The following is a 21,982-nucleotide window of genomic DNA, read 5'->3' as shown; positions in this document are numbered from 1 at the left end:
TAACAAATGGCTTTAATGGCTTATACTGACGGACTTGAGGGTAACATTTTTTTAAGTAGAATTTTGACGTATCATAATGCAAATAATTAATGCTCCCATTTTTATATTCAATAAGATGATCAGTTCCGGCATCATAAATAGAAAACTGACACTTACCAATAGTGGAGTCTAACTCCTGTTGGCTATAAATAAAAGTTGATTCTGGCTTAATTACATTGATTGCTGAATTTGCTTTTTTGTTTATAATAGGAGACTAATATAATTTTACACGCTTGTTATTCTCCAACATAGATCCATAAACAATAATTTTTATTACATACCATTTTCCAGTTTGACAAACTAATACTTCTATGCTGTTTTCATCCTCGCTCCAGTTAGATGTAGTCCAACAGAATAAAGCATAATCAAACTTATTATTATTTAAAAACTGTTTTACTGAAACCCCATAATCAGCGCTTAACTTTGAAGTAGAATCAATTTTAAGTTGCGAATAACAGTATTGGGGGAAAAAGCAAATATGATAATTAAACAGACGCGATTGAACATATAATTTTATTACATATAAAATTTCCAAACTGAAGGTAGCGAATTAGAACCTGGTTATACCGCTCTAATTAAAAAACCGTATCCTCCAATACATCCGCATGCTCCGGGTAGTCTGTAGTATAATGCAATCCCCTGCTCTCTTTACGAGCCATTGCCGATTTTACAACAATATATGATACCTGGATCAAATTACGTAGTTCACACAATTTAACAGATAACTTCGTTTTCTTATAAAAATCTTCTGTTTCCTCGTACAATAAGTGTAACCGCCGCATGGCACGCTCTAAACGGAAATCGGATCGTACTATACCTACATAATCGTTCATCAGTTTCTGCATTTCGCGGATATTGTGAGTAACCAGGATATCTTCGTTAGAAAGCTGCACCCCTTTTTCGTCCCAATCGGGTATGTTTTCGGGTATAGAGTAAGTGTTAAATTTCGTAATGGCATCTTCATAAATACGGTGCGCAAACACCAATGCTTCCAGTAATGAATTGGAAGCCAAACGGTTAGCACCATGCAAGCCGGTTGAAGCACACTCACCGCATGAGTAAAGCTGTTTAATAGATGATTGGCCAACACGATCTACCAGCACACCGCCACACATATAATGGCAAGCCGGCGAAACCGGGATCATATCCTTGGTCATGTCAATACCAATATCTAAACACTTGGCATATATATTAGGGAAATGATGTAATATATCGGCCTTACTTTTATGGCGTACATCCAGGTACACATAATCTTCTCCCGATTTTTTTATCTCAGCATCAATGGCACGCGCCACAATATCGCGCGGCGCTAATGATTTACGCGGATCATATTCCTGCATGAATTCTTCACCATTGGTACGTTTGAGGATACCGCCAAAACCACGCACCGCTTCAGATATTAAAAAGGATGGATATTCACCAGGATTATATAATGCTGTTGGATGAAACTGTATAAATTCCATATTGCGTACTTTCCCTTTAGCCCGGTACACCATTGCCACGCCATCGCCCGTAGCAATAACCGGGTTGGTAGTTATAGCATATATATGCCCCGCACCACCCGATGCCATTACCGTTACCTTAGAAAGTATGGTTTCTACCTCCTTGGTCTGCGTATTAAATGCATAGATACCATAGCACGTAATGTCATCACTCGATTTATCCACAAACTGGCCTAAATGGTGCTGGGTAATCAGGTCTACCGCAAAATGATGAGTAATGATCTCAATATTCGGGTTGTTATGGATTTGCTCTAACAAAGAACGCTCCATTTCAAAGCCGGTAATATCCTTATAATGCAATACCCGATATTCGGAGTGTCCGCCTTCTTTAGCCAGGTCGTACACGCCTTCATTAGTTTTATCGAAGTTTGTACCGTAATCTATAATCTCACGGATACGCTCCGGGCCTTCCTCTACTACAATACGTACAACTTCTTCATCACAAAGACCGTCGCCGGCTATCAAAGTATCTTCGATATGTTTATCAAACGAGTCTTCTTTTTTATCCACAACTACGGCAACGCCGCCTTGCGCATATTTGGTATTCGATTCGTCTTCACTGGCTTTGGTAACTATCAGTACCTTACCGTGTTTAGCGGCTTTAAGTGCAAAACTTAAACCCGCAATACCCGACCCAATTACCAGGAAATCCACATTTCTTGTCATAAATTCTTTCTAATATGTGTAAAAGTAATACTTGTGTTAACAACACCACCAAAAGATGTTAATTTTGCGTAAGTAAAAAGCTAACAAGTTTATTATTTATATAAAAGTGTGCTAAAAACTAAAGTTACCCCCAAATGGTTACTTACTTTAAGGAGATTTTACAATGGTAATGCACACTCACTAAACAAGCATTTAATTCACACATTTGTTTATTAACATGAGTGTGAATTAAATGCTATTACTGATAATCAATTGTTTAAGGTTTACCACGTGTTAATAACGTGTGGAAACAAGTAGAACAAGTTTGTTTGACAATAAAACAAGCATTCAATTGTTCACACAATTCACATCTTAATAACAATAGGTTTATATATTTAATTTAAATTACTTGTATTTATTGTAATGTTGGGAATGGATATTTTAGAAGAAATTAATATAAAAGGATTTGCAGAGGAAGAGGTAGACCCTACGCTTGACCTGTATGCCGAGATAGAAAAGTTGAAGAAGCAAAAGAACGCCGTGATACTGGCGCACTACTACCAGGAAGGCGAGATACAGGATATAGCCGATTATATTGGCGATAGCCTAGGCCTATCGCAACAAGCGGCAAAAACCGATGCTGATATCATTGTATTTGCCGGTGTTCACTTTATGGCCGAAACTGCAAAGATCCTATCCCCAACCAAAAAGGTATTGCTGCCCGATATTAAAGCCGGATGCTCATTAGCCGACAGCTGCCCGCCACACCTGTTTAAAAAGTTTAAAGAATCGTACCCCGATCATTTGGTGATTACCTATGTGAACTGTACGGCCGAACTGAAAGCCATGAGTGATATTGTATGTACCTCCAGCAATGCAATACAAATTGTGGAAAGCCTGCCTCCCGATCAAAAAATCATATTTGGACCCGACCGTAACCTGGGCGCTTATGTGGCTAAAAAGACTGGTCGCGACCTGGTATTATGGAACGGGGCTTGTATGGTGCACGAGATCTTCAGCCGAGAAAAAATAACTAAGCTGAAAGAGCGGTACCCTAATGCTAAACTGCTGGCTCACCCCGAGTGTGAGGAACATATACTGCAACTGGCAGATTATATTGGATCTACCACCGGTATATTGAAATATGCTACGAATGACAGCGCTACAGAGTTTATTGTGGCTACCGAAGCAGGTATAATACACCAGATGGAAAAGGATAATCCCGGAAAGACCTTTATACCCGCTCCACCGAACAATACTTGCGCCTGCAATGATTGCCCCCACATGAAAAGAAACACGCTGGAAAAGCTTTATTTGTGCCTTAAAAATGAGATGCCGGAAATAAATATACCGGCCGATATAATTACCAAAGCCGTAAAGCCTATTGAAAGGATGCTGGCTATATCGGCGCAATTAGGTTTATAATTTTAGGAATATTACCCGACTGTAAGTCAAAAGAAAAATCCCAGTTACGAGTGTGGCTGGGATTTTTCTTTTGTAAACTCTTATTTTGGTGCAGCTGATAGTGTAGAGTTATTAAATGGTTGGACCACCGCCACCTGGAGGGCCTCCCTGGCCACCACGGCCGAAGCCGCCACGATTGCCACGCTCGTTATTGTTTTGTGCCGGTGCACGGCCTGCAAATTTTTGTAAACGGTAAGTAAATGTTAATAAAAAGTAGCGGGCCAAACGGTTAACCTGTGTTTGGGTTGTACTTAATCCATTTTGGGCGAAAGAAAAACCTGTATTCTGGTTAAATAAATCGAACCCTTGCAAGCGTATGGATGCTGCATTTTGCTTTAGGAAACGGCGCTCAAGATAAACATTAAGAATATTTGGATTTGGAACATCAAAGTTGTAACCATAGTTAACCTGGCGACTAAAGTCATAGCTAAATGTCCAATCCTTTAAAATATAGTTTTTACCGTTTAACCCCAAAGCCAGTGTACGTATGTTAGTATTTGAATTACCGAACTGTGCTGTTTGTAGGGTGTTGGTAGTTTTATTAATAGTGTAGTTAACGCTGGTTTCCAGATCAATTTTGTCTAATATATTTATCCTAAAACGCGTACCTGGTGTAAAGGCCAGATTTTTCGCAACATTTTCGAACAACGGAGATCTCACATTGTCGCGGCTTATACTGTCGGTATATGCAATGTTATTAGTGTAAGTAATATTACCATTAAATATTAAAGTAAACTTACGAGCAGCCCATGGTTTGGCAAATAAAACGTTGGCACTACCCGTATAATAACCCTTAGCATTTAAGTAATTAGTAAAAGTTGTATTTTCAAAAGTAGATAAACCAGGATTTACTGCCAATTGAGTAGGACTAAAGCGAATAGGGTAAATAGTAGTTTTATTTACAATTTTGTTGTTGGTTTGGGTAAAGCTAAAGTTGGTGAAGAAAATATTACCAGTTTCGAAGCTAAATTTATTGTAACGCAGGTTAAAATTGTTTGTAAATTCTGGTTTTAAATCGGGGTTACCTTGTACCGGATATAATGCATTCGAAACGTTAATTACGGGTACCAACTGATTATAGCTGGGCTGGTTGTTGCTGGCATTGTAATTAAAGTTCAGATTTTGGCTCCTCGAAAAGTTGTAAGTAAAACGTGCGGTTGGTGCAAAATTAAATGTATTTTTCTTAGTAACTGGATTTACTTGTGCTTGTTTACCAGCGTCAAACGCTAACCCCGATCCATCCAACTGGCTCGGTAATACCGCCACACCTAACGTGGCATTATATTTATTTTCTACCAGGCGGTAATTTAAACCAACCCTGTGTGATGTAAATGTATAATCATATTTACTTGTACCAACCGGGTAATTGTTAAATAAGTTGTTAGAAAACAAGGTGTCGGTACGATTATCGTTTTTGTTAGTAGTATGGTTAAAAGCATAATTAAGCTCTAAAAACGATACTTTACTCAAAGGTTCAATATATGAAAAACTTAAATTTGATGTAGTGGAGCGATAGTAAGTATTTACTAATTGATTTAGCGGAACTTTTAAACGATTAATGGTTGTAGCATCATAAGCATAAACTGGGTTATCGAAATTAAAATTACGAGAAGAGTTGATACTGGCATTGATGCTCAAGTTGCGGCCGACCCCATTAAAGCGATGATTGTAAAGTAATATAGCGCCATAGTTTGGAGAAGATGCAGTACTGTTAGTGGTAGTGTTGTATGCCAGGTTAGGCGTACCATTACGGGTTGAGGAAAGCATCTCATAGCTGGCTACATCAGAGCTGGTATATGAAAAAGTAGGAGTTAGTTTAAAGTAGTTAACCGTATCGGGCTTGAACTCCATGTTCCAAGTTATACGGTGATTGGTAGAGTTAGTAGTCTCGCTACTTGTTTGGTCGCTGGTAGTGGGTGCCGTTGCGTTATTTTTTTGAAAATTACGGCTATCTGTAAATACAGTTTTGTCTTCAAAGCTATAGCTGCCGTACACAGCCATTTTACCCCATTGATCGCGGAAATTTGTACCAATAGTCCGTACCGTATTTATGCCGTTTTGATTACTTGTTTGACCGCCGCCGCCACGGCCAGCATTACCACGGCCACCGCCGCCGCCGCCAAAACCGCCACCACGATTACCGCCGCCGCCCTGACCGCCGGCTCCACCTGTAGCACTTCCAAAAGAAAACGTGTTTACGTTGGTGTTGTTTAAATTACCTAACACTGCAATTTGCTGGTCATTATTGAATTTAAATATATTTACTAAACCAACATAACGGTTGTTGTTAGATCCCTGATCCTTTGGTAGAGCATCGGTACCATCGCCAGCGGTAACCTGACCAAAATACCCGTAGTTTTTGTCTTTACGTATGGTAATGTTCAGTATTTTATTAGGTTCGCCGGTTTTAATACCAGTAGCATTTGCCTGGTCGCCGTAATCATCCACAATCTGGTAACTGTCTACCAAATCGGCCGGCAGGTTTTTAGTTGCCGTTTGCACATCGCCACCAAAAAAGTCTTTCCCGTTAATACGCACCTTAGTAATTTGCTTTCCCTGTGCGCTTACATTACCCTGTGCATCAACATCTACACCCGGTATTCTTTTAAGCTGATCTTCAACCGGCGAATTGGCTCTAACCTTATATGCACTTGCTCTATACTCTACTGTATCTTCTTTTAATGTTACAGGGTTGGTACCAACTACGGTAACTGCGTTTAACTGCCTGGCTTCAGGTTTAAGTATAATACTGCCCACGTCGGCGGCACTGCCATCATTTTCTAAAGTATAATGTTTAATTAATCCCTCAAAACCTATAGATGTTATGGTTAAGGTAAGCTTAATGCCTTTTACCGCTCCAAATGAAAATTTACCATCGGGGCTGGCGATAGTTGTAGCATTATCATTGAGGTCGGATGTGAGTTTTATAGTACTACCCGGTATGGCTTGTTTAGTTGAATCAACCACAATACCATGTACCTCGCGGGCTGTTTGTGCTTGTGTGTAAGTTGCCAGGCTAAAAAGCAGGGCTAAGAGAGCGTAAAAACGTTTCATATAAAATTGCAGGATTTGTTCAGTGTTAATTACCTATTACAGTATTCGACTACAAAAGTTCAATTTCTTTTAGTTAAATAGTTAACAATCATAGGATTGTTACAAGAATGTATCGTTAAGGTTACGATACAGTTCTTTTTTCATTTATATGATCAGTCTTATTAATCATCACGTGTTAACTCCTGCTTAATTTCATTGCGCCGTGATTTATAGGCTATTTTATAAATTATTGTTTAAAAGTGTAATTTTATACACTGATTGATGATGAATTATTTATTGTAGTTTTTATGGTATAGGTAATTGTACAAAAATGAAAATAATAAACACATAACAAATCCAAAACACTTCACATAACTATGTTATTGATTGCCAATGCGTTTCAAACCTAAAGGGCATCAAAAAAAGTGTGTATTTAATTATAAAACACAAACTACTGTAAGGTTTACCTATCAATTATACTCAAATTAAAAACAACTTATTTTTGAACACAATGCGTGCAAAGATGCACAATTGGATGGATGGAATGGAGTTCAAGCCCAACTCGTCTCAAACTAACCAAAAAGCCAGTAAGGCATTATTTTTTTATATTCGCCGCTTCAGGGTTAAAACAACAGTTTCGAACTTTTTGTCGCGGTATACTTCTACTAATACGTTTCTGTTATTTCGTGATTTAAAAAGGTTATCTATATCAACTATACTCATCTTAGCAACATCCTTAAAGTTAACAGTTATTATTTCATCATCTGTTGTTAAACCTGCTTCATCTGCTGCCGAACCGGGTTCAACCCTGCTTATTAAAATGCGTTTAAGATCATTACCGGTAGCGTAATATTCTATACCGCTCATATCATGTTCAAAGGGTTCTTTAAACCGGTAATTAGGTTTCATATACATCAGGCCGTTTTGATAATCTAATATTAAAAAAAACTTTTTTAATATTCCCATCCCAATATTCCCATCGCGGGATACAAAATAGGAACGGTGGGTATTGGTATCTGGAAAAGAAGTAATAACATTATTAAACGTATATTTACCTATTTTAAATTCGTTAATGCGGCTAATGTATCCGTTAATGGGGCCGGTTATGCCTACACCCAAATTTGCAACAATAGCCTTTTGTGTATCATTTTTGTGTTGCTTTAAATTATCGAGCGACAGCGGGTGCCCTGCACCTAAATCAATAATAAACTTATTTTCAACAGGGCAACCATCGGGGAGAATAATAGTTGTATTAAGATATGGTTTATGTTCTTCTATACTTATGGGCACTTTGATACCTTTTCTAAAAGGTTTAAACTTTCCAGGTCGGGCGGCAATTAATGTACTATCCATAAAATTGATCTTTACCGACAATTGTGAAAAGAATTCATATCCCAGCAAGCCATGTATGGGCATACCGGCGTAGTTTGACAAGCCAAAATGATCTTTTTTGAGTATGGCCGCATGCACCAAGTTGCTTTTTATTCCATCGGCTACTTTAACATCTAATTCTGAAGTTGTGTAGGCTTCAAAACTTTCGGCATTGCCGCTACCATAAATTTTTATAGTGCGCCTGGTAATTAAATCAATTGAATCTACCAATTGAGGATCGGTAATGATCATGAGGCCAACGCCCGTATCGAGCACGAAGTTAAACGGACCCTTTTTATTAATATATACTGGTACCACAATCATATCACGCACCAGGCGGAAATGGAGTTTTACCTGTTTTAATTTATCGTTGATACTAAAATGCTGGGCTTGCGCTAACACAGCCAGGCACAATAACAATAGAGGTAAAAACAGATACTTGCTGCTATGTAGTATGCGGAACAAAGTATGTTTTAATTGGTAGTATAAAGCTACAACAAAACACTGGTATTTAGCACATAACCTTATAGTTGTTAAATATTGGCAGCAAATTAAAAATAATGCATAAAAAAGCAGGTGATAATAGCCTGCTTAAATCTTATCATGCAAATACTTTTTAGCTATCTGTTTTCAACTCCCCTTTTATTTCAGGGTTTTGTGGAGGAAGCTTATCTACTTCTCGCTCGGTTTCAGTTTGCTGCACATGTACGGCATAGTCGGCGGGTTCTATATGACTACAATTAGCCTCGGCATAAACTTGCGTAAATTCGGCGCCTATGTATAAAATAGCGGCAGTGTAATAAATCCATACCAGCAAAACAATAACAGATCCGGCTGCGCCATAAGCCGAACCCTGGGCTGAATATTTTAAATACAGGCTAATTACAAACTGACCTAACATAAATAACATGGCGGTAAAGAAGGCACCAGAGCGAACATCTTTCCATTTGATCTTAACATCGGGCAAAAATTTGAATATTATACCAAACAAGGTAGCAATTACTAAAAACGAAATGCCAAGGTTCACCAGTTCTATCAGGCGTTCGGTAATGGAAGGTAAAAAGTGACTTATTTTGCTGCTTATTGCATTTACAATAATATTAACTAGCAGCGAAACCAGTAATAAGAAACCTAAGCTAACAATTAGCGAAAACGACAAAAACCGGTTTTGTAGCATTTTAAGCCATCCTTTTTTAGGCTTAGCCTTTACCCGCCAAATGGTGTTAAGCGAATCTTGTATCTCCATAAATATACTGCTGGCGCCAATTAATAATGTTGCAATGCCCGATATAAGGGCGATACCGCTCTTGCCAGAAAACTGGAGGTTTTTAATGATATCCTGAATCTGCTTTGCTGCTTCTGATCCAACATACTGGTCAATTTGACTGTATAATTTATTGCTGGCTGAATCGGGGCCTAAAAATATGCCGGCTAACGATAAAATAAGGATGAGTAAGGGGGCAATAGAAAATATAGTGTAGTACGCTAATGAAGCACTCAATTTTAATCCGTTATCGTTGGAGAACCCCGAAAACGTAGCCATCAGAACTTTCCATAAGCTTTTAAAATAATCTTTACTAAATACTTTCATAAAAGAAACCCGTTGTTTGTTTAGATAATTGGTTTTACACGCATTTGTTTTAGCATAAGTATTACCTTTAGGTAAACTTAAATTGCATGGTGAATAAAACGCTCATTATTCTGTTTTTTACTGCTTTTACGCTAAGCAAATTTAATGCCTTAGCACAAAGCACAACTATATATTTGGTAAGGCACGCCGAAAAACTAACCGTAAACCCTGCCGAACGGGATCCGAATTTATCTGATAAAGGTTTTCAAAGAGCAGCTGATTTAGCCAAAGTACTGCAAAAAAAGAAAATTAACACGATATACAGCACTAATTATAAACGTACCTTGGCTACAGCGATGCCATTGGCAACGTATTTACAACTTGCCCCGGTTATTTACAATGTTAAAGACCCAAGTACAATTGCCATTAAAGCCTCACAGGATAACAAAGGAAAGACTGCCTTAATTGTAGGACATTCTAATACGTTAATACCCGTTATTAAAGCGCTGAATTGCAGTGTGCCTTTTGAGGGACTAACAGACGATGATTACGATATGCTTTTTAAGGTAGTTATTGATGAAAATGGTAAGGCAAACCTTACTGTTACCAACTACGGCGAAGTGCATCACACTACCGATTCTAAAAACAAGAAAGTAATGACTGCCCCAATAATGAATTAAGCAGGAAGTTTACCTATTAGCTACAATAAGCAAATCCAGGTCTTTACATGGAATATTAAAACGCTCGCTTAAATATTTGTTAGTCAATTGCCCATGGTATATATATACAGCATTGCGAATACCCGTTTTTTGCCAAATGACATTGTTAATGCCACCTTTTTCGCCAATATCTAACAATATAGGGGTGAAAATATTGGTTAGCGCATAAGTGGCCGTACGGGCTACGCGCGATGCAATGTTGGGTACACAATAATGGATCACCTCATGTTTACGAAAAACTGGGTGGGTATGATTGGTTACTTCGGAAGTTTCAAAACACCCTCCTTGGTCTATACTCACATCTATAATAACAGAGTTAGGTTTCATTCGGCTTACGGTTTCTTCGCTAATTATACAAGGGCTGCGGCCGTCTTCGGTGCGAAGGGCGCCTATCACTACATCGCAGGTAATAACAGCTTTTTCGAGCACAATGGGCTGTATAACCGAGGTAAATACCCGGCTGCCAATGTTGTTTTGCAACCGTCGTAGTTTATAAATGGAAGGATCGAAAACCTTTACATCGGCACCCAATGATATGGCGGTGCGCGCGGCGTATTCACCAACGGTACCTGCCCCTAAAATCACAATTTCGGTAGGAGGCACACCGGTAATACCACCCAGCATCAGTCCTTTGCCACCGAAGGTGTTGCTCAGGTACTCAGCGGCTATGGAAATAGATGTGGCACCAACAATTTCGCTCATGGCACGTACTACACTTAAAACATTGCCTTCGTCACGTAAATGCTCAAATGAAAGTGCGGTTATCCGTTTATTAATGAGCGCATGCAGGCAATCAGCCTTTAGGGTAGAAATTTGCAAGGTTGAAATGAGGATCTGGCCAGGTTTCATCAGTTCAATTTCGGCCATGGTGGGCGGAGCAACCTTGATAATAATATCCGCCTCGTAAACTTTTTTAACATCATATACAATTTGTGCGCCCTGCTCGCTGTAATGATTATCTAAAAAGTTGGCGGCTGTACCAGCATTGGTTTCCAGCAGCACCTCATGACCGTTGTTAACCAGCAATGCTACAGATAGCGGCGTTAAGGTGATCCGGTTTTCCTGGAACGATATTTCGCGCGGAATACCTATATAAAGCGTATTCTTTTTACTTTTCGTTTCCAGCATCGACTCCTGTGGCTGCATCATGGCCTGCTTGGCCACGTCCGAAAATCCACTATATAATCCTGAACCCATATCTTAGTATTTTACGGCTTTACCGGTAGTAGCTGTAAAGGCCAATGAAGATAAGCAAATTTTGTGAATGGATATTTAAATTATTTTAAAGCTAAAATTCCGCGTTTGTTGGTCGGTAACACTTATGGCAATGCTGATGAAATTCGAAGGCAACAGGTTGGGGATGTTTTCGGGCCATTCTATCAGGCAATAGTCACCCGAATAAAAATATTCTTCGTAACCCATATCCAAAGCCTCTTCCTGGTTTTTAAGGCGGTAAAAATCAAAGTGATAAACACGTACATTGGTGCCGGCGTATTCGTTCACAATAGAAAAAGTAGGACTGGTTACCTCGTCGGTAATACCTAACTCCTGGCACAGGGCTTTAATAAATGTAGTTTTACCCGCACCCATATCCCCATAAAACAAAAAGATCTTTTGAATGCCTGCAAAATTGATAAGCGATTGTGCGGTAGCAGGGAGTTCGGCAAGGGAATTGATGGAATGGTTAGATACTGGCGGGGTCATATAATACAATATCTAATTCAGATAATTTCCTAAATCCTTTATCGGCTGTAATAAAAGAAAGGTTTTCAATAAGTGCAGATGCTGCGATAATGCTGTCGGGTAGTTTGAGTTTATAATCGCGTCTTATCTCAATAGTTTTTTTTTTATAGGGATGTTAATATTTACAACATTAACATCCTCTATAAATTCATCAAGTATTTGTTTAGCCAAGGGATTGCGGCTATGATAGGCATACAACTCAATTTCGGTAATGAACGAAATATATATAGAATAACCATCAAGCAAATCAGCCACAACATGGTCATTGTTCAATAAGTAGATACAAATATTGGTATCTACAAAAAGCTTACTCCCATTCATTTCTTAATTGTTGCTGAATCTTCTGTGGGTCTTCGTTGACTTTTAAAGCACCGCAAAATTTGTATGCATCAAACTTTTTTTCTGGCATACGATCGGCAATAGCTTTTTTGGCTTTGCTTACATCTTTTTCGTTTTTAACAACAACTACCATACTCAAATATACACAATTACTTACTACCGTAAGTAATCACTGGTATAATCATCTCCTCTAAAGAAATACCTCCGTGCTGAAACGTTTCGTTATAAAAGTTCATAAAGTGGTTATAGTTGTTAGGGTACACAAAGTAGCTATCGCCTTTGGCAAATACAAAACTGCTGCTTACATGTAGTTTAGGCAGCATGGCATCGTGCGGGTTGCGGATGTGCAAAACGTCTTTGGCATTAAAGTTTAAGTTTTTACCTTGTTTGTAACGCAGGTTGGTATTGGTGTTTTTATCGCCAATGATCTTGCTTGGGTTCTTTACCCGTATGGTACCATGGTCGGTAGTAATGATAACCTTTACCTGCTTGGTAGCCAAAAACTTCAGCAGATCGAATAACGGCGAGTGCTCAAACCACGATAGCGTTAACGAACGGTAAGCGGCATCATCGCTGGCCAGCTCACGAATCATCTGCATATCGGTACGGGCATGCGAGAGCATATCTACAAAGTTATATACCACCACATTCAGCTCGTTCTTCATGAGGTTATTAACCGAATCGTTCAGGGCGCGGCCTTCATCAATATTAAGGATCTTATGGTATGAGAACTTACAGTCTTTACGCAGGCTACGTTTAATGTTATCGGCTAAAAAGGCTTCTTCGTGCAAGTTTTTTCCACCCTCGTCCTCATCGTTCTGCCACATGCCGGGGAAACGTTTTTCCATATCCAGCGGCATTAAACCGGCGAAAATGGAATTACGGGCGTATTGGGTAGCGGTAGGTAAAATACTGTAATAGGTATCTTCTTCTTCCAGTCTGAAATATTCGGAAATGATCGGGTTAATGATCTTAAACTGATCGTACCGTAAATTGTCAATCAAAATAAAAAATACCGGGGTGCTGTCCATACGGTTAAAAACCTTGTTTTTAAATAATTGGTGCGATAATGCTGGCGCTTCTGCGGGGTTTTTCAACCAATCTATATAATTACGTTCTACAAACTTGCAGAATTGAACATTGGCCTCTGCTTTTTGCATGGTAAGTATCTCGTGCATACCAGCATCCTCCAGCTTTTCTAACTCCAATTCCCAGTAAATTAGTTTTTTATAAACATCAACCCATTCCTGGTGACTCAGGTTGTCGTTAAGGGTCATACCTAATTGCCTGAAATCCTGCTGGTAGGCCATGGTGGTTTTTTCGGTAACCAGGCGTTTATTTTCAGTAAGCTTTTTTATGGTAAGCAGTATTTGCTTGGGGTTAACCGGCTTAATCAGGTAATCATCAATTTTCGAACCTATGGCATCTTCCATCATTGGTTCCTCTTCATTTTTAGTAATAAGCACTATAGGTACATCGGCATTAATAGCCTTAATTAGGGTCAGTGTTTCCAGTCCGGTTAAGCCGGGCATGTTCTCATCTAAAAAAACAAGATCGAAATAACCGTTGCGAAACTCTTCCAGGGCATCCGAACCGTTAGTTACTGTTTTAACCTTATAACCTTTTTCGTTTAAAAAAAGCACGTGTGGTCTTAAAAGATCTATCTCGTCGTCGGCCCAAAGTATGGTAGTTTCTTGCATGGTATCTTAAATATGTATATCGGGTATAACTTCTAACCTACCCTTTTGTTGTTGAATTTAGTGTGTGTTTAACAAAAAATAACAAAAATATGCTTTGGGGTATATGTTAAATTAACACTTTTGCACAGAACATAAGTAGTTTGAACAAGAAAAAAATAATTAACGATCCGGTTTACGGATTTATCAGCATACCAACCGAACTGGTTTTCGACCTGATAGAGCACCCGTATTTTCAACGGCTTCGCTATATTAAACAATTGGGCATGACGCACCTGGTATATCCTGGCGCATTACACTCCCGTTTTCATCATGCACTTGGGGCTATGCACCTTATGGGTTTGGCTATAAAAACGCTTTGCGATAAAGGCCAGCAAATAACCCCGCAAGAAGAAGAAGGCGTAATGATAGCCATTTTACTACACGATATCGGCCACGGCCCGTTCTCACACGCACTGGAGAAACATATTGTACAGGGAATAGATCATGAAGATATTTCAACGCTGCTCATGAACCGCTTAAACAGCGTTTTTAACGGCAGCTTAACTATTGCAATTGAAATTTTTAATGACCAGTACCACAAAAAATTTCTTCATCAGTTAGTATCCAGCCAGTTAGATATGGACAGGTTAGATTACCTCAACCGCGATAGCTTTTACACCGGTGTGTCCGAAGGGGTGATCAGTTCTGAGCGTATCATTAAAATGCTTAATGTAGTGGATGATGCCATTGTGGTTGAAGAAAAAGGAATTTATTCGATAGAAAAGTTTTTGGTGGCCCGCCGTTTAATGTATTGGCAGGTATATTTACACAAAACCGTAACCTCGGGCGAGCAAATGTTGGGTAAAATTTTAATGCGTGCCAGGCAGCTATCTTTAAAGGGTGTGCAATTATTTTCTACACCGGCATTAAACCATTTCCTGCAAAACAACATCTCAAAGGAACAGTTCATATACGATGACCATCATATTGAAACGTTTACTTGTTTAGATGATACCGATATTATGGCCGCAGTAAAAGTATGGATAAGACATACCGATAAAGTATTGGCACTATTATGCGAAAACTTTATACAGCGAAAACTTTACCATGTAGATATTACCAACATAAAGCCTGATGCGGTTAAAGTGGAGGAGTTAAGGCAAAAGGCCATGAAAAAATATGACCTTTGTTTCGAAGACGCAGGTTATTTCGTATTTACAGATGTAATAAGCAATAACGCTTACAAAGTTGGCGACGCTAATATTAAGATATTGATGAAAGGCGGCACAGTAAATGATATTACAACTGCAAGTGATAACTCAAATTTGGAAGCACTAGCCAAAACGGTAGAAAAATACATATTTTGTTATACCAAAGATTTATTATAAAGGTTAACACTATGTTTATAATTTGTTGCTTAACTTTTAACCTTTAAATTTGCCCGATGCAATTTACTGCGCATGAAATAAGCTTATTGTTAAATGGAACGGTTGAAGGCGATCTTAACGCTTCCATTAGCACGTTGGCTAAAATCGAAGAAGCCATGGACGGGTCGTTGTCATTTTTGGCAAACCCTAAATATGAGCAGTTTTTGTATCATACCAAAGCCTCTATTGTAATTGTTAATAAAACTTTAATTATTACAGAAAAGATTGACTGTACGCTTATACGGGTTGAAGATGCCTATGGAGCATTTTCGGTACTGCTCGAAAAATACAATACCTTAAAGCTTAACAAAACAGGCATAGAGCAGCCCAGTTATATACACCCATCGGCTATTGTGGGTCAAAATGTTTACCTTGGTGCTTTTGCTTACCTTGGTGCCGAAGCTCAATTAGGAAACAGTTGTAAAATTTACCCGAACTGTTATGTGGGCGATAACGTAACTTTGGGCAATAATGTAACGCTGTTTGCCGGCGTAAAAATTTATGCCGATTGTGTTGTTGGCAACAACGTAATAATACATGCCGGTGCTGTAATTGGCAGCGATGGTTTTGGCTTTGCACCAACCAATAGTGGAAATTACAACAAAATAAGCCAGATTGGTAACGTTGTAATTGAAGATAATGTAGAAATTGGTGCCAATACAACGATAGACAGGGCAACTATGGGTTCAACTGTAATACGAAAAGGTGTAAAGCTGGATAACTTGATACAGATAGCGCATAATGCCGAAGTTGGTGCCAACACAGTTATTGCAGCGCAAAGCGGAATATCTGGCAGTACCAAAATTGGAGAAAATGTGATAATTGGTGGACAGGTTGGTATAGTTGGCCATATCAGCATAGCTAAAGGCTCGCAAATACAGGCACAAACCGGTGTTAATAAGAGTATTGAAGAAGAGGGTAAGAAATGGGGCGGGGTAATACTGCAGCCTTACCAGGGCTTTTTACGATCGCATTTAATTGTACATCAGCTGCCAGAGCTAAAAAAACGAATAGAAGAATTAGAAAAAATAATTGCTGAGCTGCGCAATAAACAGGAAATTATCCACTGATGCAGCTGACCAAGTATATGAATGTAAAGCAAAGAACTATTAAAGCACCAGTAGCTGTATCGGGCACCGGGCTGCATACCGGCGAACGGGTAACCATGACATTTAATCCTGCACCAGAAAACCACGGATTTAAATTTAGAAGGACAGATCTGGAAGGTAGCCCTATTGTTGATGCCGATGTTGACAATGTGACCGATACTTCACGCGGCACCACTATTACGCAAAACGGGGCCAGCGTTAGCACCGTCGAACACGTATTGGCCGCACTGGTAGGCTTAGAGATGGATAATATTCTGATTGACTTGGACGGCCCCGAAACACCCATAATGGATGGTAGTTCTATTTCTTTTGTAGACGCGTTACTTGAGGCGGGTGCGCAAGATCAGGACGCCGACCGCGAGTATTATCACATTCCATACAATATCCACTATTCGGAAACCGACCGTAAGGTAGAAATGGTGGCTATGCCTTTGGATGATGATTACCGCTTTACCTGTATGGTAGATTATAATTCGCCGGTATTAGGTACGCAGCATGCCAGCATATCAACTATTTCGGAGTTTAAAAAGGAAATTGCCAGTTGCCGCACTTTTTGCTTTTTACATGAGCTGGAAATGCTGATGAAGCACAACCTTATTAAAGGTGGCGATATAAATAACGCCATTGTGGTGGTTGATAAGCATGTAGATGCCGAAGAACTTGCCCACTTGGCCAAGCTCTTTAACCGCGAGGATATTGATGTTGCACCGCAAGGCATATTAAATAATATTGAGCTTCGCCACCAAAACGAGCCTGCGCGCCATAAACTGCTGGACATGATAGGCGACCTGGCCCTGGTGGGCGTACCGTTGCGTGGTCACATTATGGCAGCACGTCCGGGTCATGCTGCTAACGTAGCTTTCGCCAAAAAAATTAAAGCCTTAATTAAAAAGGAACGAAGCCGTAAGCACGTAAAGGTATATAACCCCAATGCTAAGCCGGTTTACGATACCGTTCAGATCATGAATATTTTGCCGCACCGCCCGCCTATGCTGCTGGTAGACAAAATATTGGAACTTACCAAAACTCATGTGGTTGGCCTTAAAGCCGTTACCATGAATGAGCCTTTCTTTGTAGGGCATTTTCCAGGCGCACCGGTTATGCCGGGTGTGTTACAAATAGAGGCCATGGCGCAAACAGGGGGTATATTGGTATTAAATACCGTACCCGATCCCGAAAACTGGCTTACGTTGTTCCTCAAGATAGAGAACGCGCGGTTTAAAGACAAGGTTTTACCAGGCGATACGTTGATATTCAGGTGCGACCTGATAGCACCTATACGCCGTGGCATCGCTCAAATGAAGGGTATTGGTATGGTTGGCGAAAAAATTGTTGTAGAGGCCGAACTAATGGCGCAAATTGTAAAATATAAGTAAACATGATCCAGCCATTAGCCTATATACATCCGCAAGCTAAAATAGCGGATAATGTTGTGATAGAGCCTTTCGTTACCATCCATAAAGATGTGGAAATTGGAGAGGGGTCGTGGATCGGCTCTAACGTTACTATTATGGATGGTGCGCGTATAGGTAAAAACTGCCGTATATTTCCGGGTGCTGTTATATCAGCCATTCCGCAGGATCTGAAGTTCAAGGGCGAAAATACCCTGGCCACAATTGGCGATAATACGACCATCCGCGAATGCGTGACCATTAACCGCGGCACTAAAGACCATTGGAAAACCGAGATTGGCAGTAATTGCCTGATAATGGCCTATTGCCACGTAGCGCACGATTGCGTTATTGGCAATAATTGCATTTTCTCCAATAACACCACTATTGCCGGACACGTTACCGTGGGAGATTATGTGGTGCTGGCGGGCATGGTTGCCATACACCAGTTTTGCAATGTGGGTTCGCACGCGTTTGTAACCGGGGGTTCCTTAGTACGTAAAGATGTACCACCCTACGTAAAAGCCGCACGCGAACCGTTATCATACGCCGGTATAAACTCGGTAGGTTTACGCCGTCGGGGTTTTAACGAGGAAAAAATAAATGAGATACAGGACATTTACCGTACCCTTTTCGTAAAAAACAGCAATGTAACCAAAGCTATGGAGATCATCGAAGCCGATTTTCGCCCCACAGCCGAACGCGATGAGATCCTGAACTTTATACAAGGCTCGCAACGCGGTATTATGAAGGGGTTTGGGAATTCGTAAATAGTTCATAGTTGGTAGTTCATGGTTCATAGCTGAAATGCCTGCTATAACTATTAATAAGTATTTTGTACCATGAACTACTAACTATGAAGCATGAACTAAAAATTACCCTTAATAATGTAGGCCGCCGCTTTAACCGCGACTGGATTTTTAAAGGCATAGATCATACTTTTACTTTGGGCAATAGTTATGCAGTGCTGGGGCCAAATGGTTCGGGCAAATCTACCTTGCTGCAAATACTAAATGGCAGCTTATCGCCTTCAACTGGCACGGTCTCCTTCTTTCAAAACCAACAGCCGCTCGATATAGAAACGGTATTTAAACACGTTAGTCTTGCCGCACCCTACCTCGAACTTATTGAGGAGTTCAGCCTTCAGGAAGTGATCGATTTTCATTTTCATTTTAAGCCCTACATTGCCGGTATGGATAAAGCAGGCTTAATTACCTTACTGGGTATGCAAACCAGCAAGAACAAGCTTATCAAATACTTTTCATCGGGCATGAAGCAGCGTTTAAAACTGGCCCTTGCCTTTTGCTCACATACGGCCGTACTCATGCTGGATGAGCCGACCTCTAACCTGGATACACAAGGAGTAGAGTGGTACCATGAGTTGATAAAATTGCACACAGGCAACCGGCTCATCATCGTAGGATCGAACCAGGAACAGGAATACAGCTTTTGCACTAATATGCTGACCATTACCGATTATAAATAGTACAATCTCCCATTATTGCCTTACCAGCCTATTAGCAACTTGATTTTTTACTACTAAGTCCCTAATTTTGCTGCTCTAAAATTATTATGGCTAAAGCATCAGATATTAAGACTGGAAATATACTCCGCTTTAACGGAGAATTAGTACAGGTAGAAGAGTTTTTACATCGTACCCCGGGCAACTTACGTGCCTTTTACCAAGCCCGTATGCGCAACGTTAAAAGCGGCAAGCTGGTAGAATACCGTTTCCGTACCGATGAGGAAGTAAGCATTGCCCGGGTGGAAACCAGCGATTACCAGTATTTATATGAAGATGGTAACGATATGGTAGTAATGGATAACGCCACTTACGAGCAGTTTAACGTGCCCAAATTCTTATTCGGCAATGCTGTAAAGTTTTTGAAAGAAGGCGTGAATGTTGTAATTGCATTTGAAAGTGATGAACCCATTATGGCCCAGGCACCGGCTTCGGTTGAGTTAGAAATAACGTATTCAGAACCTGCCGTTAAGGGGGATACTTCAACCAACGCGTTAAAAGCAGCCACCGTGGAAACTGGTGCCGAAATACGTGTGCCACTTTTTATCAATCAGGGCGATAGGGTTAAAGTTGATACCGCTACCGGCACTTATGTGGAGCGGGTTAAAGCTTAATTTAGTTATAATATTGCTGAATTATGTGAAAGGCTTCCATTTTGGATGCCTTTTTTGTTTACCGTTAAAACAAGTATATTTGACTATGCAGGACCTAAAACACTACACACAAATTATTGTCCCTGTTTTAAAGCGCTATGCTATTAAACAGGCGGCTATATTTGGCTCATAATGGACTAACTGAGATTGATTTCAGTGCTAATTTAATGCTTCAGGATGCTGTAACCCGCAAAATTGAAATTATTGGTGAAGCATCAGGTAAAATATTAGCGTCTTTTAAATTAAGTCATTCTCAATGAGAAATGGAATTTAATGAAAGATATGTATAATAAATTAATATATGAATATTTCGGCGTATCTGCTCATACATTTTATCAAACCATTTAAACGGCACTACCTGAATTGCAGGAATATTTGTTTAACATAAAGTAATCCATTTGACCAAAGCTGAACTCCGTAAAATATACACTGCCAGGCGTAACCACCTTTCGCAAGCTGAATACGATGACCTGAACCAGAAGTTACTGCAGCAGTTCAAGCAGCTGGATTTAAGTGGCATTAATTGCATTCACCTGTTTCTACCTATTCATAAACGTAAGGAGCCGGATACTTTTTTGATTCGCAATTGGCTGGCAACCAACCATCCGAAAATTCAGCGTGTATTTCCCAAAGCCAACTTTGCCGATAGCACTATGCAAAACTTTATCGACGACGCCGATTTGGAACTTGTTATTAACGCCTTAGGTATCCCAGAGCCGGTCAACGGCAATGAAGTAGCCGCATTGCATATCGATTTAATGTTAGTACCTCTTTTAGCTTACGATAGGCAAGGCTACCGGGTAGGTTACGGTAAAGGCTTCTATGACTGGTTAATGATCCAGTGTCGTCCTGATACACGTTTTATAGGCCTTTCTTTTTTTGAGCCCGTAGAGATTATAGATGATGTAAATGAATGGGATAGAAAAATAGACTTCTGTTTACTACCGGGTGGCAGTTTTTAAATAAACCATGTCATTGAAGTTATCTTACACTTAAACATCCAGGTCCAGTAATACCGGGCAATGGTCGGAATGCCGTGCATCAGGTAATATAGCAGCTCTTTTTATGGCACTTTCCAGCTCTTTGGTTACCATGTTGTAATCGATGCGCCAACCCAGGTTCTTTGCGCGCGAGTTAGCGCGAAAGCTCCACCAGCTGTAATTATGTGGCTCTTTGTTGAGGTAACGAAAAGTATCTATAAACCCCGATTCGCAAAAATCATCCATCCAGGCTCGCTCTTCGGGCAAAAATCCTGAAGAATTAGCGTTCGATTTTGGGTTATGAATATCAATGGCTTTATGACAAATGTTATAATCGCCGCATACCACCAATTTAGGGTACGCCCATTTCAGTTGATTTAAATATTCACCAAACTCATTTAAAAAGCGATATTTAAATACCTGGCGTTCATCACCGCTACTTCCCGACGGAAAGTACGCGCTCATCACCGATATATCTTCAAAATCAACCCTAATGCAACGGCCTTCGCGATCAAAATCTTCAATGCCGCAGCCATACTCCACATGCTTGGGAGTGTGTTTAGTAAAAATGGCTGTGCCGCTGTAGCCCTTCTTTTCGGCAGGGAACCAGTAGTGCTGATAGCCCATTTGCTCTACCAGGATCAAATCGGTAAGCACATCAGGTGATGCTTTGATCTCCTGCAGGCAAACCACATCGGCATCGGTAGCTTGCAGCCAGCTTAACCAACCCTTGCTAATAGCCGAACGTATGCCGTTAACGTTGTATGTAATGATTTTCATTAGTATTATGACATCA

The 21,982-nt window shown here is 40.0% G+C and carries 21 protein-coding genes; 10 read left to right on the top strand and 11 right to left on the bottom strand.

Going from position 1 to position 21,982, the window contains the following annotated elements:
* Positions 1 to 614: 614 nt before the first annotated feature.
* Positions 615 to 2,207, bottom strand: coding sequence for an L-aspartate oxidase (gene nadB / locus ACFQ3S_RS19315; RefSeq protein WP_377167691.1), 1,593 nt, complete (start codon positions 2,205 to 2,207; stop codon positions 615 to 617).
* Between the two features lie 411 nt (positions 2,208 to 2,618).
* Between nadB and nadA the strand changes: the two genes are divergently transcribed.
* Positions 2,619 to 3,611: a quinolinate synthase NadA gene (nadA, locus tag ACFQ3S_RS19310; RefSeq protein ID WP_377167688.1), complete on the top strand. Its 993-nt coding sequence runs from the start codon at positions 2,619 to 2,621 to the stop codon at positions 3,609 to 3,611.
* A 111-nt stretch (positions 3,612 to 3,722) separates the two neighbouring features.
* Here nadA and ACFQ3S_RS19305 read toward each other — a convergent pair whose 3' ends face one another.
* The 3 genes from ACFQ3S_RS19305 to ACFQ3S_RS19295 all read right to left on the bottom strand — a co-directional run bounded on the left by ACFQ3S_RS19305 (position 3,723) and on the right by ACFQ3S_RS19295 (position 9,645).
* Positions 3,723 to 6,704, bottom strand: coding sequence for an outer membrane beta-barrel protein (locus tag ACFQ3S_RS19305; protein ID WP_377167685.1), 2,982 nt, complete (start codon positions 6,702 to 6,704; stop codon positions 3,723 to 3,725).
* A 582-nt stretch (positions 6,705 to 7,286) separates the two neighbouring features.
* Positions 7,287 to 8,519: an aspartyl protease family protein gene (locus tag ACFQ3S_RS19300; RefSeq protein WP_377167682.1), complete on the bottom strand. Its 1,233-nt coding sequence runs from the start codon at positions 8,517 to 8,519 to the stop codon at positions 7,287 to 7,289.
* A gap of 151 nt (positions 8,520 to 8,670) precedes the next feature.
* A complete protein-coding gene (locus tag ACFQ3S_RS19295) occupies positions 8,671 to 9,645 on the bottom strand; it encodes a YihY/virulence factor BrkB family protein (RefSeq protein WP_377167679.1) in 975 nt (324 codons plus the stop codon).
* 86 nt (positions 9,646 to 9,731) lie between these two features.
* On the opposite strand from ACFQ3S_RS19295, the gene ACFQ3S_RS19290 reads away from it, so the two are divergent.
* Positions 9,732 to 10,304 carry a histidine phosphatase family protein gene (locus ACFQ3S_RS19290; RefSeq protein WP_377167676.1) on the top strand — a complete coding sequence of 191 codons (573 nt, stop codon included), beginning with the start codon at positions 9,732 to 9,734 and terminating at the stop codon, positions 10,302 to 10,304.
* Between the two features lie 9 nt (positions 10,305 to 10,313).
* Here the strand turns inward: ACFQ3S_RS19290 and ACFQ3S_RS19285 are convergent, their stop codons facing one another.
* The 6 genes from ACFQ3S_RS19285 to porX all read right to left on the bottom strand — a co-directional run bounded on the left by ACFQ3S_RS19285 (position 10,314) and on the right by porX (position 14,125).
* A complete protein-coding gene (locus ACFQ3S_RS19285; protein WP_377167673.1) occupies positions 10,314 to 11,540 on the bottom strand; it encodes an alanine dehydrogenase in 1,227 nt (408 codons plus the stop codon).
* 75 nt (positions 11,541 to 11,615) lie between these two features.
* Positions 11,616 to 12,047 (bottom strand): tRNA (adenosine(37)-N6)-threonylcarbamoyltransferase complex ATPase subunit type 1 TsaE, encoded by a 432-nt coding sequence (gene tsaE, locus ACFQ3S_RS19280; protein ID WP_377167670.1) that lies wholly within the window; start codon positions 12,045 to 12,047, stop codon positions 11,616 to 11,618.
* Positions 12,028 to 12,135 carry a hypothetical protein gene (locus ACFQ3S_RS19275; protein WP_377167766.1) on the bottom strand — a complete coding sequence of 36 codons (108 nt, stop codon included), beginning with the start codon at positions 12,133 to 12,135 and terminating at the stop codon, positions 12,028 to 12,030. The genes tsaE and ACFQ3S_RS19275 overlap by 20 nt, the downstream gene beginning before the upstream one ends.
* Before the next feature lie 35 nt (positions 12,136 to 12,170).
* Positions 12,171 to 12,407 carry a PIN domain-containing protein gene (locus ACFQ3S_RS19270; RefSeq protein WP_377167667.1) on the bottom strand — a complete coding sequence of 79 codons (237 nt, stop codon included), beginning with the start codon at positions 12,405 to 12,407 and terminating at the stop codon, positions 12,171 to 12,173.
* Complete coding sequence (locus ACFQ3S_RS19265) at positions 12,394 to 12,558, bottom strand: hypothetical protein (RefSeq protein WP_377167664.1); 165 nt, start codon at positions 12,556 to 12,558, stop codon at positions 12,394 to 12,396. Before ACFQ3S_RS19265 ends, ACFQ3S_RS19270 begins: the two co-directional genes overlap by 14 nt.
* A gap of 16 nt (positions 12,559 to 12,574) precedes the next feature.
* The gene (gene porX / locus ACFQ3S_RS19260; RefSeq protein WP_377167661.1) at positions 12,575 to 14,125 is read right to left on the bottom strand and encodes a T9SS response regulator signal transducer PorX; all 1,551 of its coding nucleotides are present in this window, start codon (positions 14,123 to 14,125) and stop codon (positions 12,575 to 12,577) included.
* Between the two features lie 140 nt (positions 14,126 to 14,265).
* Here porX and ACFQ3S_RS19255 point away from each other — a divergent pair, with 140 nt between their 5' ends.
* From ACFQ3S_RS19255 to ACFQ3S_RS19220, 8 genes are all read left to right on the top strand, one after another.
* On the top strand, positions 14,266 to 15,492 hold the full coding sequence (locus ACFQ3S_RS19255) for an HD domain-containing protein (RefSeq protein WP_377167658.1): 1,227 nt from the start codon (positions 14,266 to 14,268) through the stop codon (positions 15,490 to 15,492).
* 56 nt (positions 15,493 to 15,548) lie between these two features.
* On the top strand, positions 15,549 to 16,601 hold the full coding sequence (gene lpxD, locus ACFQ3S_RS19250) for a UDP-3-O-(3-hydroxymyristoyl)glucosamine N-acyltransferase (RefSeq protein ID WP_377167654.1): 1,053 nt from the start codon (positions 15,549 to 15,551) through the stop codon (positions 16,599 to 16,601).
* Between the two features lie 17 nt (positions 16,602 to 16,618).
* Entirely contained in the window at positions 16,619 to 18,016 is a 1,398-nt protein-coding gene (locus ACFQ3S_RS19245) for a bifunctional UDP-3-O-[3-hydroxymyristoyl] N-acetylglucosamine deacetylase/3-hydroxyacyl-ACP dehydratase (protein WP_377167763.1), read from the top strand.
* A gap of 2 nt (positions 18,017 to 18,018) precedes the next feature.
* A complete protein-coding gene (gene lpxA, locus ACFQ3S_RS19240; protein WP_377167651.1) occupies positions 18,019 to 18,801 on the top strand; it encodes an acyl-ACP--UDP-N-acetylglucosamine O-acyltransferase in 783 nt (260 codons plus the stop codon).
* Between the two features lie 86 nt (positions 18,802 to 18,887).
* A complete protein-coding gene (locus tag ACFQ3S_RS19235) occupies positions 18,888 to 19,517 on the top strand; it encodes an ABC transporter ATP-binding protein (protein ID WP_377167648.1) in 630 nt (209 codons plus the stop codon).
* An 86-nt stretch (positions 19,518 to 19,603) separates the two neighbouring features.
* Entirely contained in the window at positions 19,604 to 20,167 is a 564-nt protein-coding gene (gene efp, locus ACFQ3S_RS19230; RefSeq protein WP_377167645.1) for an elongation factor P, read from the top strand.
* Positions 20,168 to 20,304: 137 nt separating this feature from the next.
* Positions 20,305 to 20,466: a HepT-like ribonuclease domain-containing protein gene (locus ACFQ3S_RS19225; protein ID WP_377167642.1), complete on the top strand. Its 162-nt coding sequence runs from the start codon at positions 20,305 to 20,307 to the stop codon at positions 20,464 to 20,466.
* A gap of 138 nt (positions 20,467 to 20,604) precedes the next feature.
* The gene (locus tag ACFQ3S_RS19220; protein ID WP_377167639.1) at positions 20,605 to 21,168 is read left to right on the top strand and encodes a 5-formyltetrahydrofolate cyclo-ligase; all 564 of its coding nucleotides are present in this window, start codon (positions 20,605 to 20,607) and stop codon (positions 21,166 to 21,168) included.
* 30 nt (positions 21,169 to 21,198) lie between these two features.
* Here ACFQ3S_RS19220 and ACFQ3S_RS19215 read toward each other — a convergent pair whose 3' ends face one another.
* Positions 21,199 to 21,966, bottom strand: a complete 768-nt coding sequence (locus ACFQ3S_RS19215; protein WP_377167636.1) for an exodeoxyribonuclease III — start codon at positions 21,964 to 21,966, stop codon at positions 21,199 to 21,201.
* Positions 21,967 to 21,982 lie beyond the last annotated feature (16 nt).

Origin of the sequence: Mucilaginibacter terrae (assembly GCF_042679325.1) — a bacterium.
Classification (GTDB): domain Bacteria; phylum Bacteroidota; class Bacteroidia; order Sphingobacteriales; family Sphingobacteriaceae; genus Mucilaginibacter; species Mucilaginibacter terrae.
This window is presented reverse-complemented; position numbering and strand designations above follow the sequence as displayed.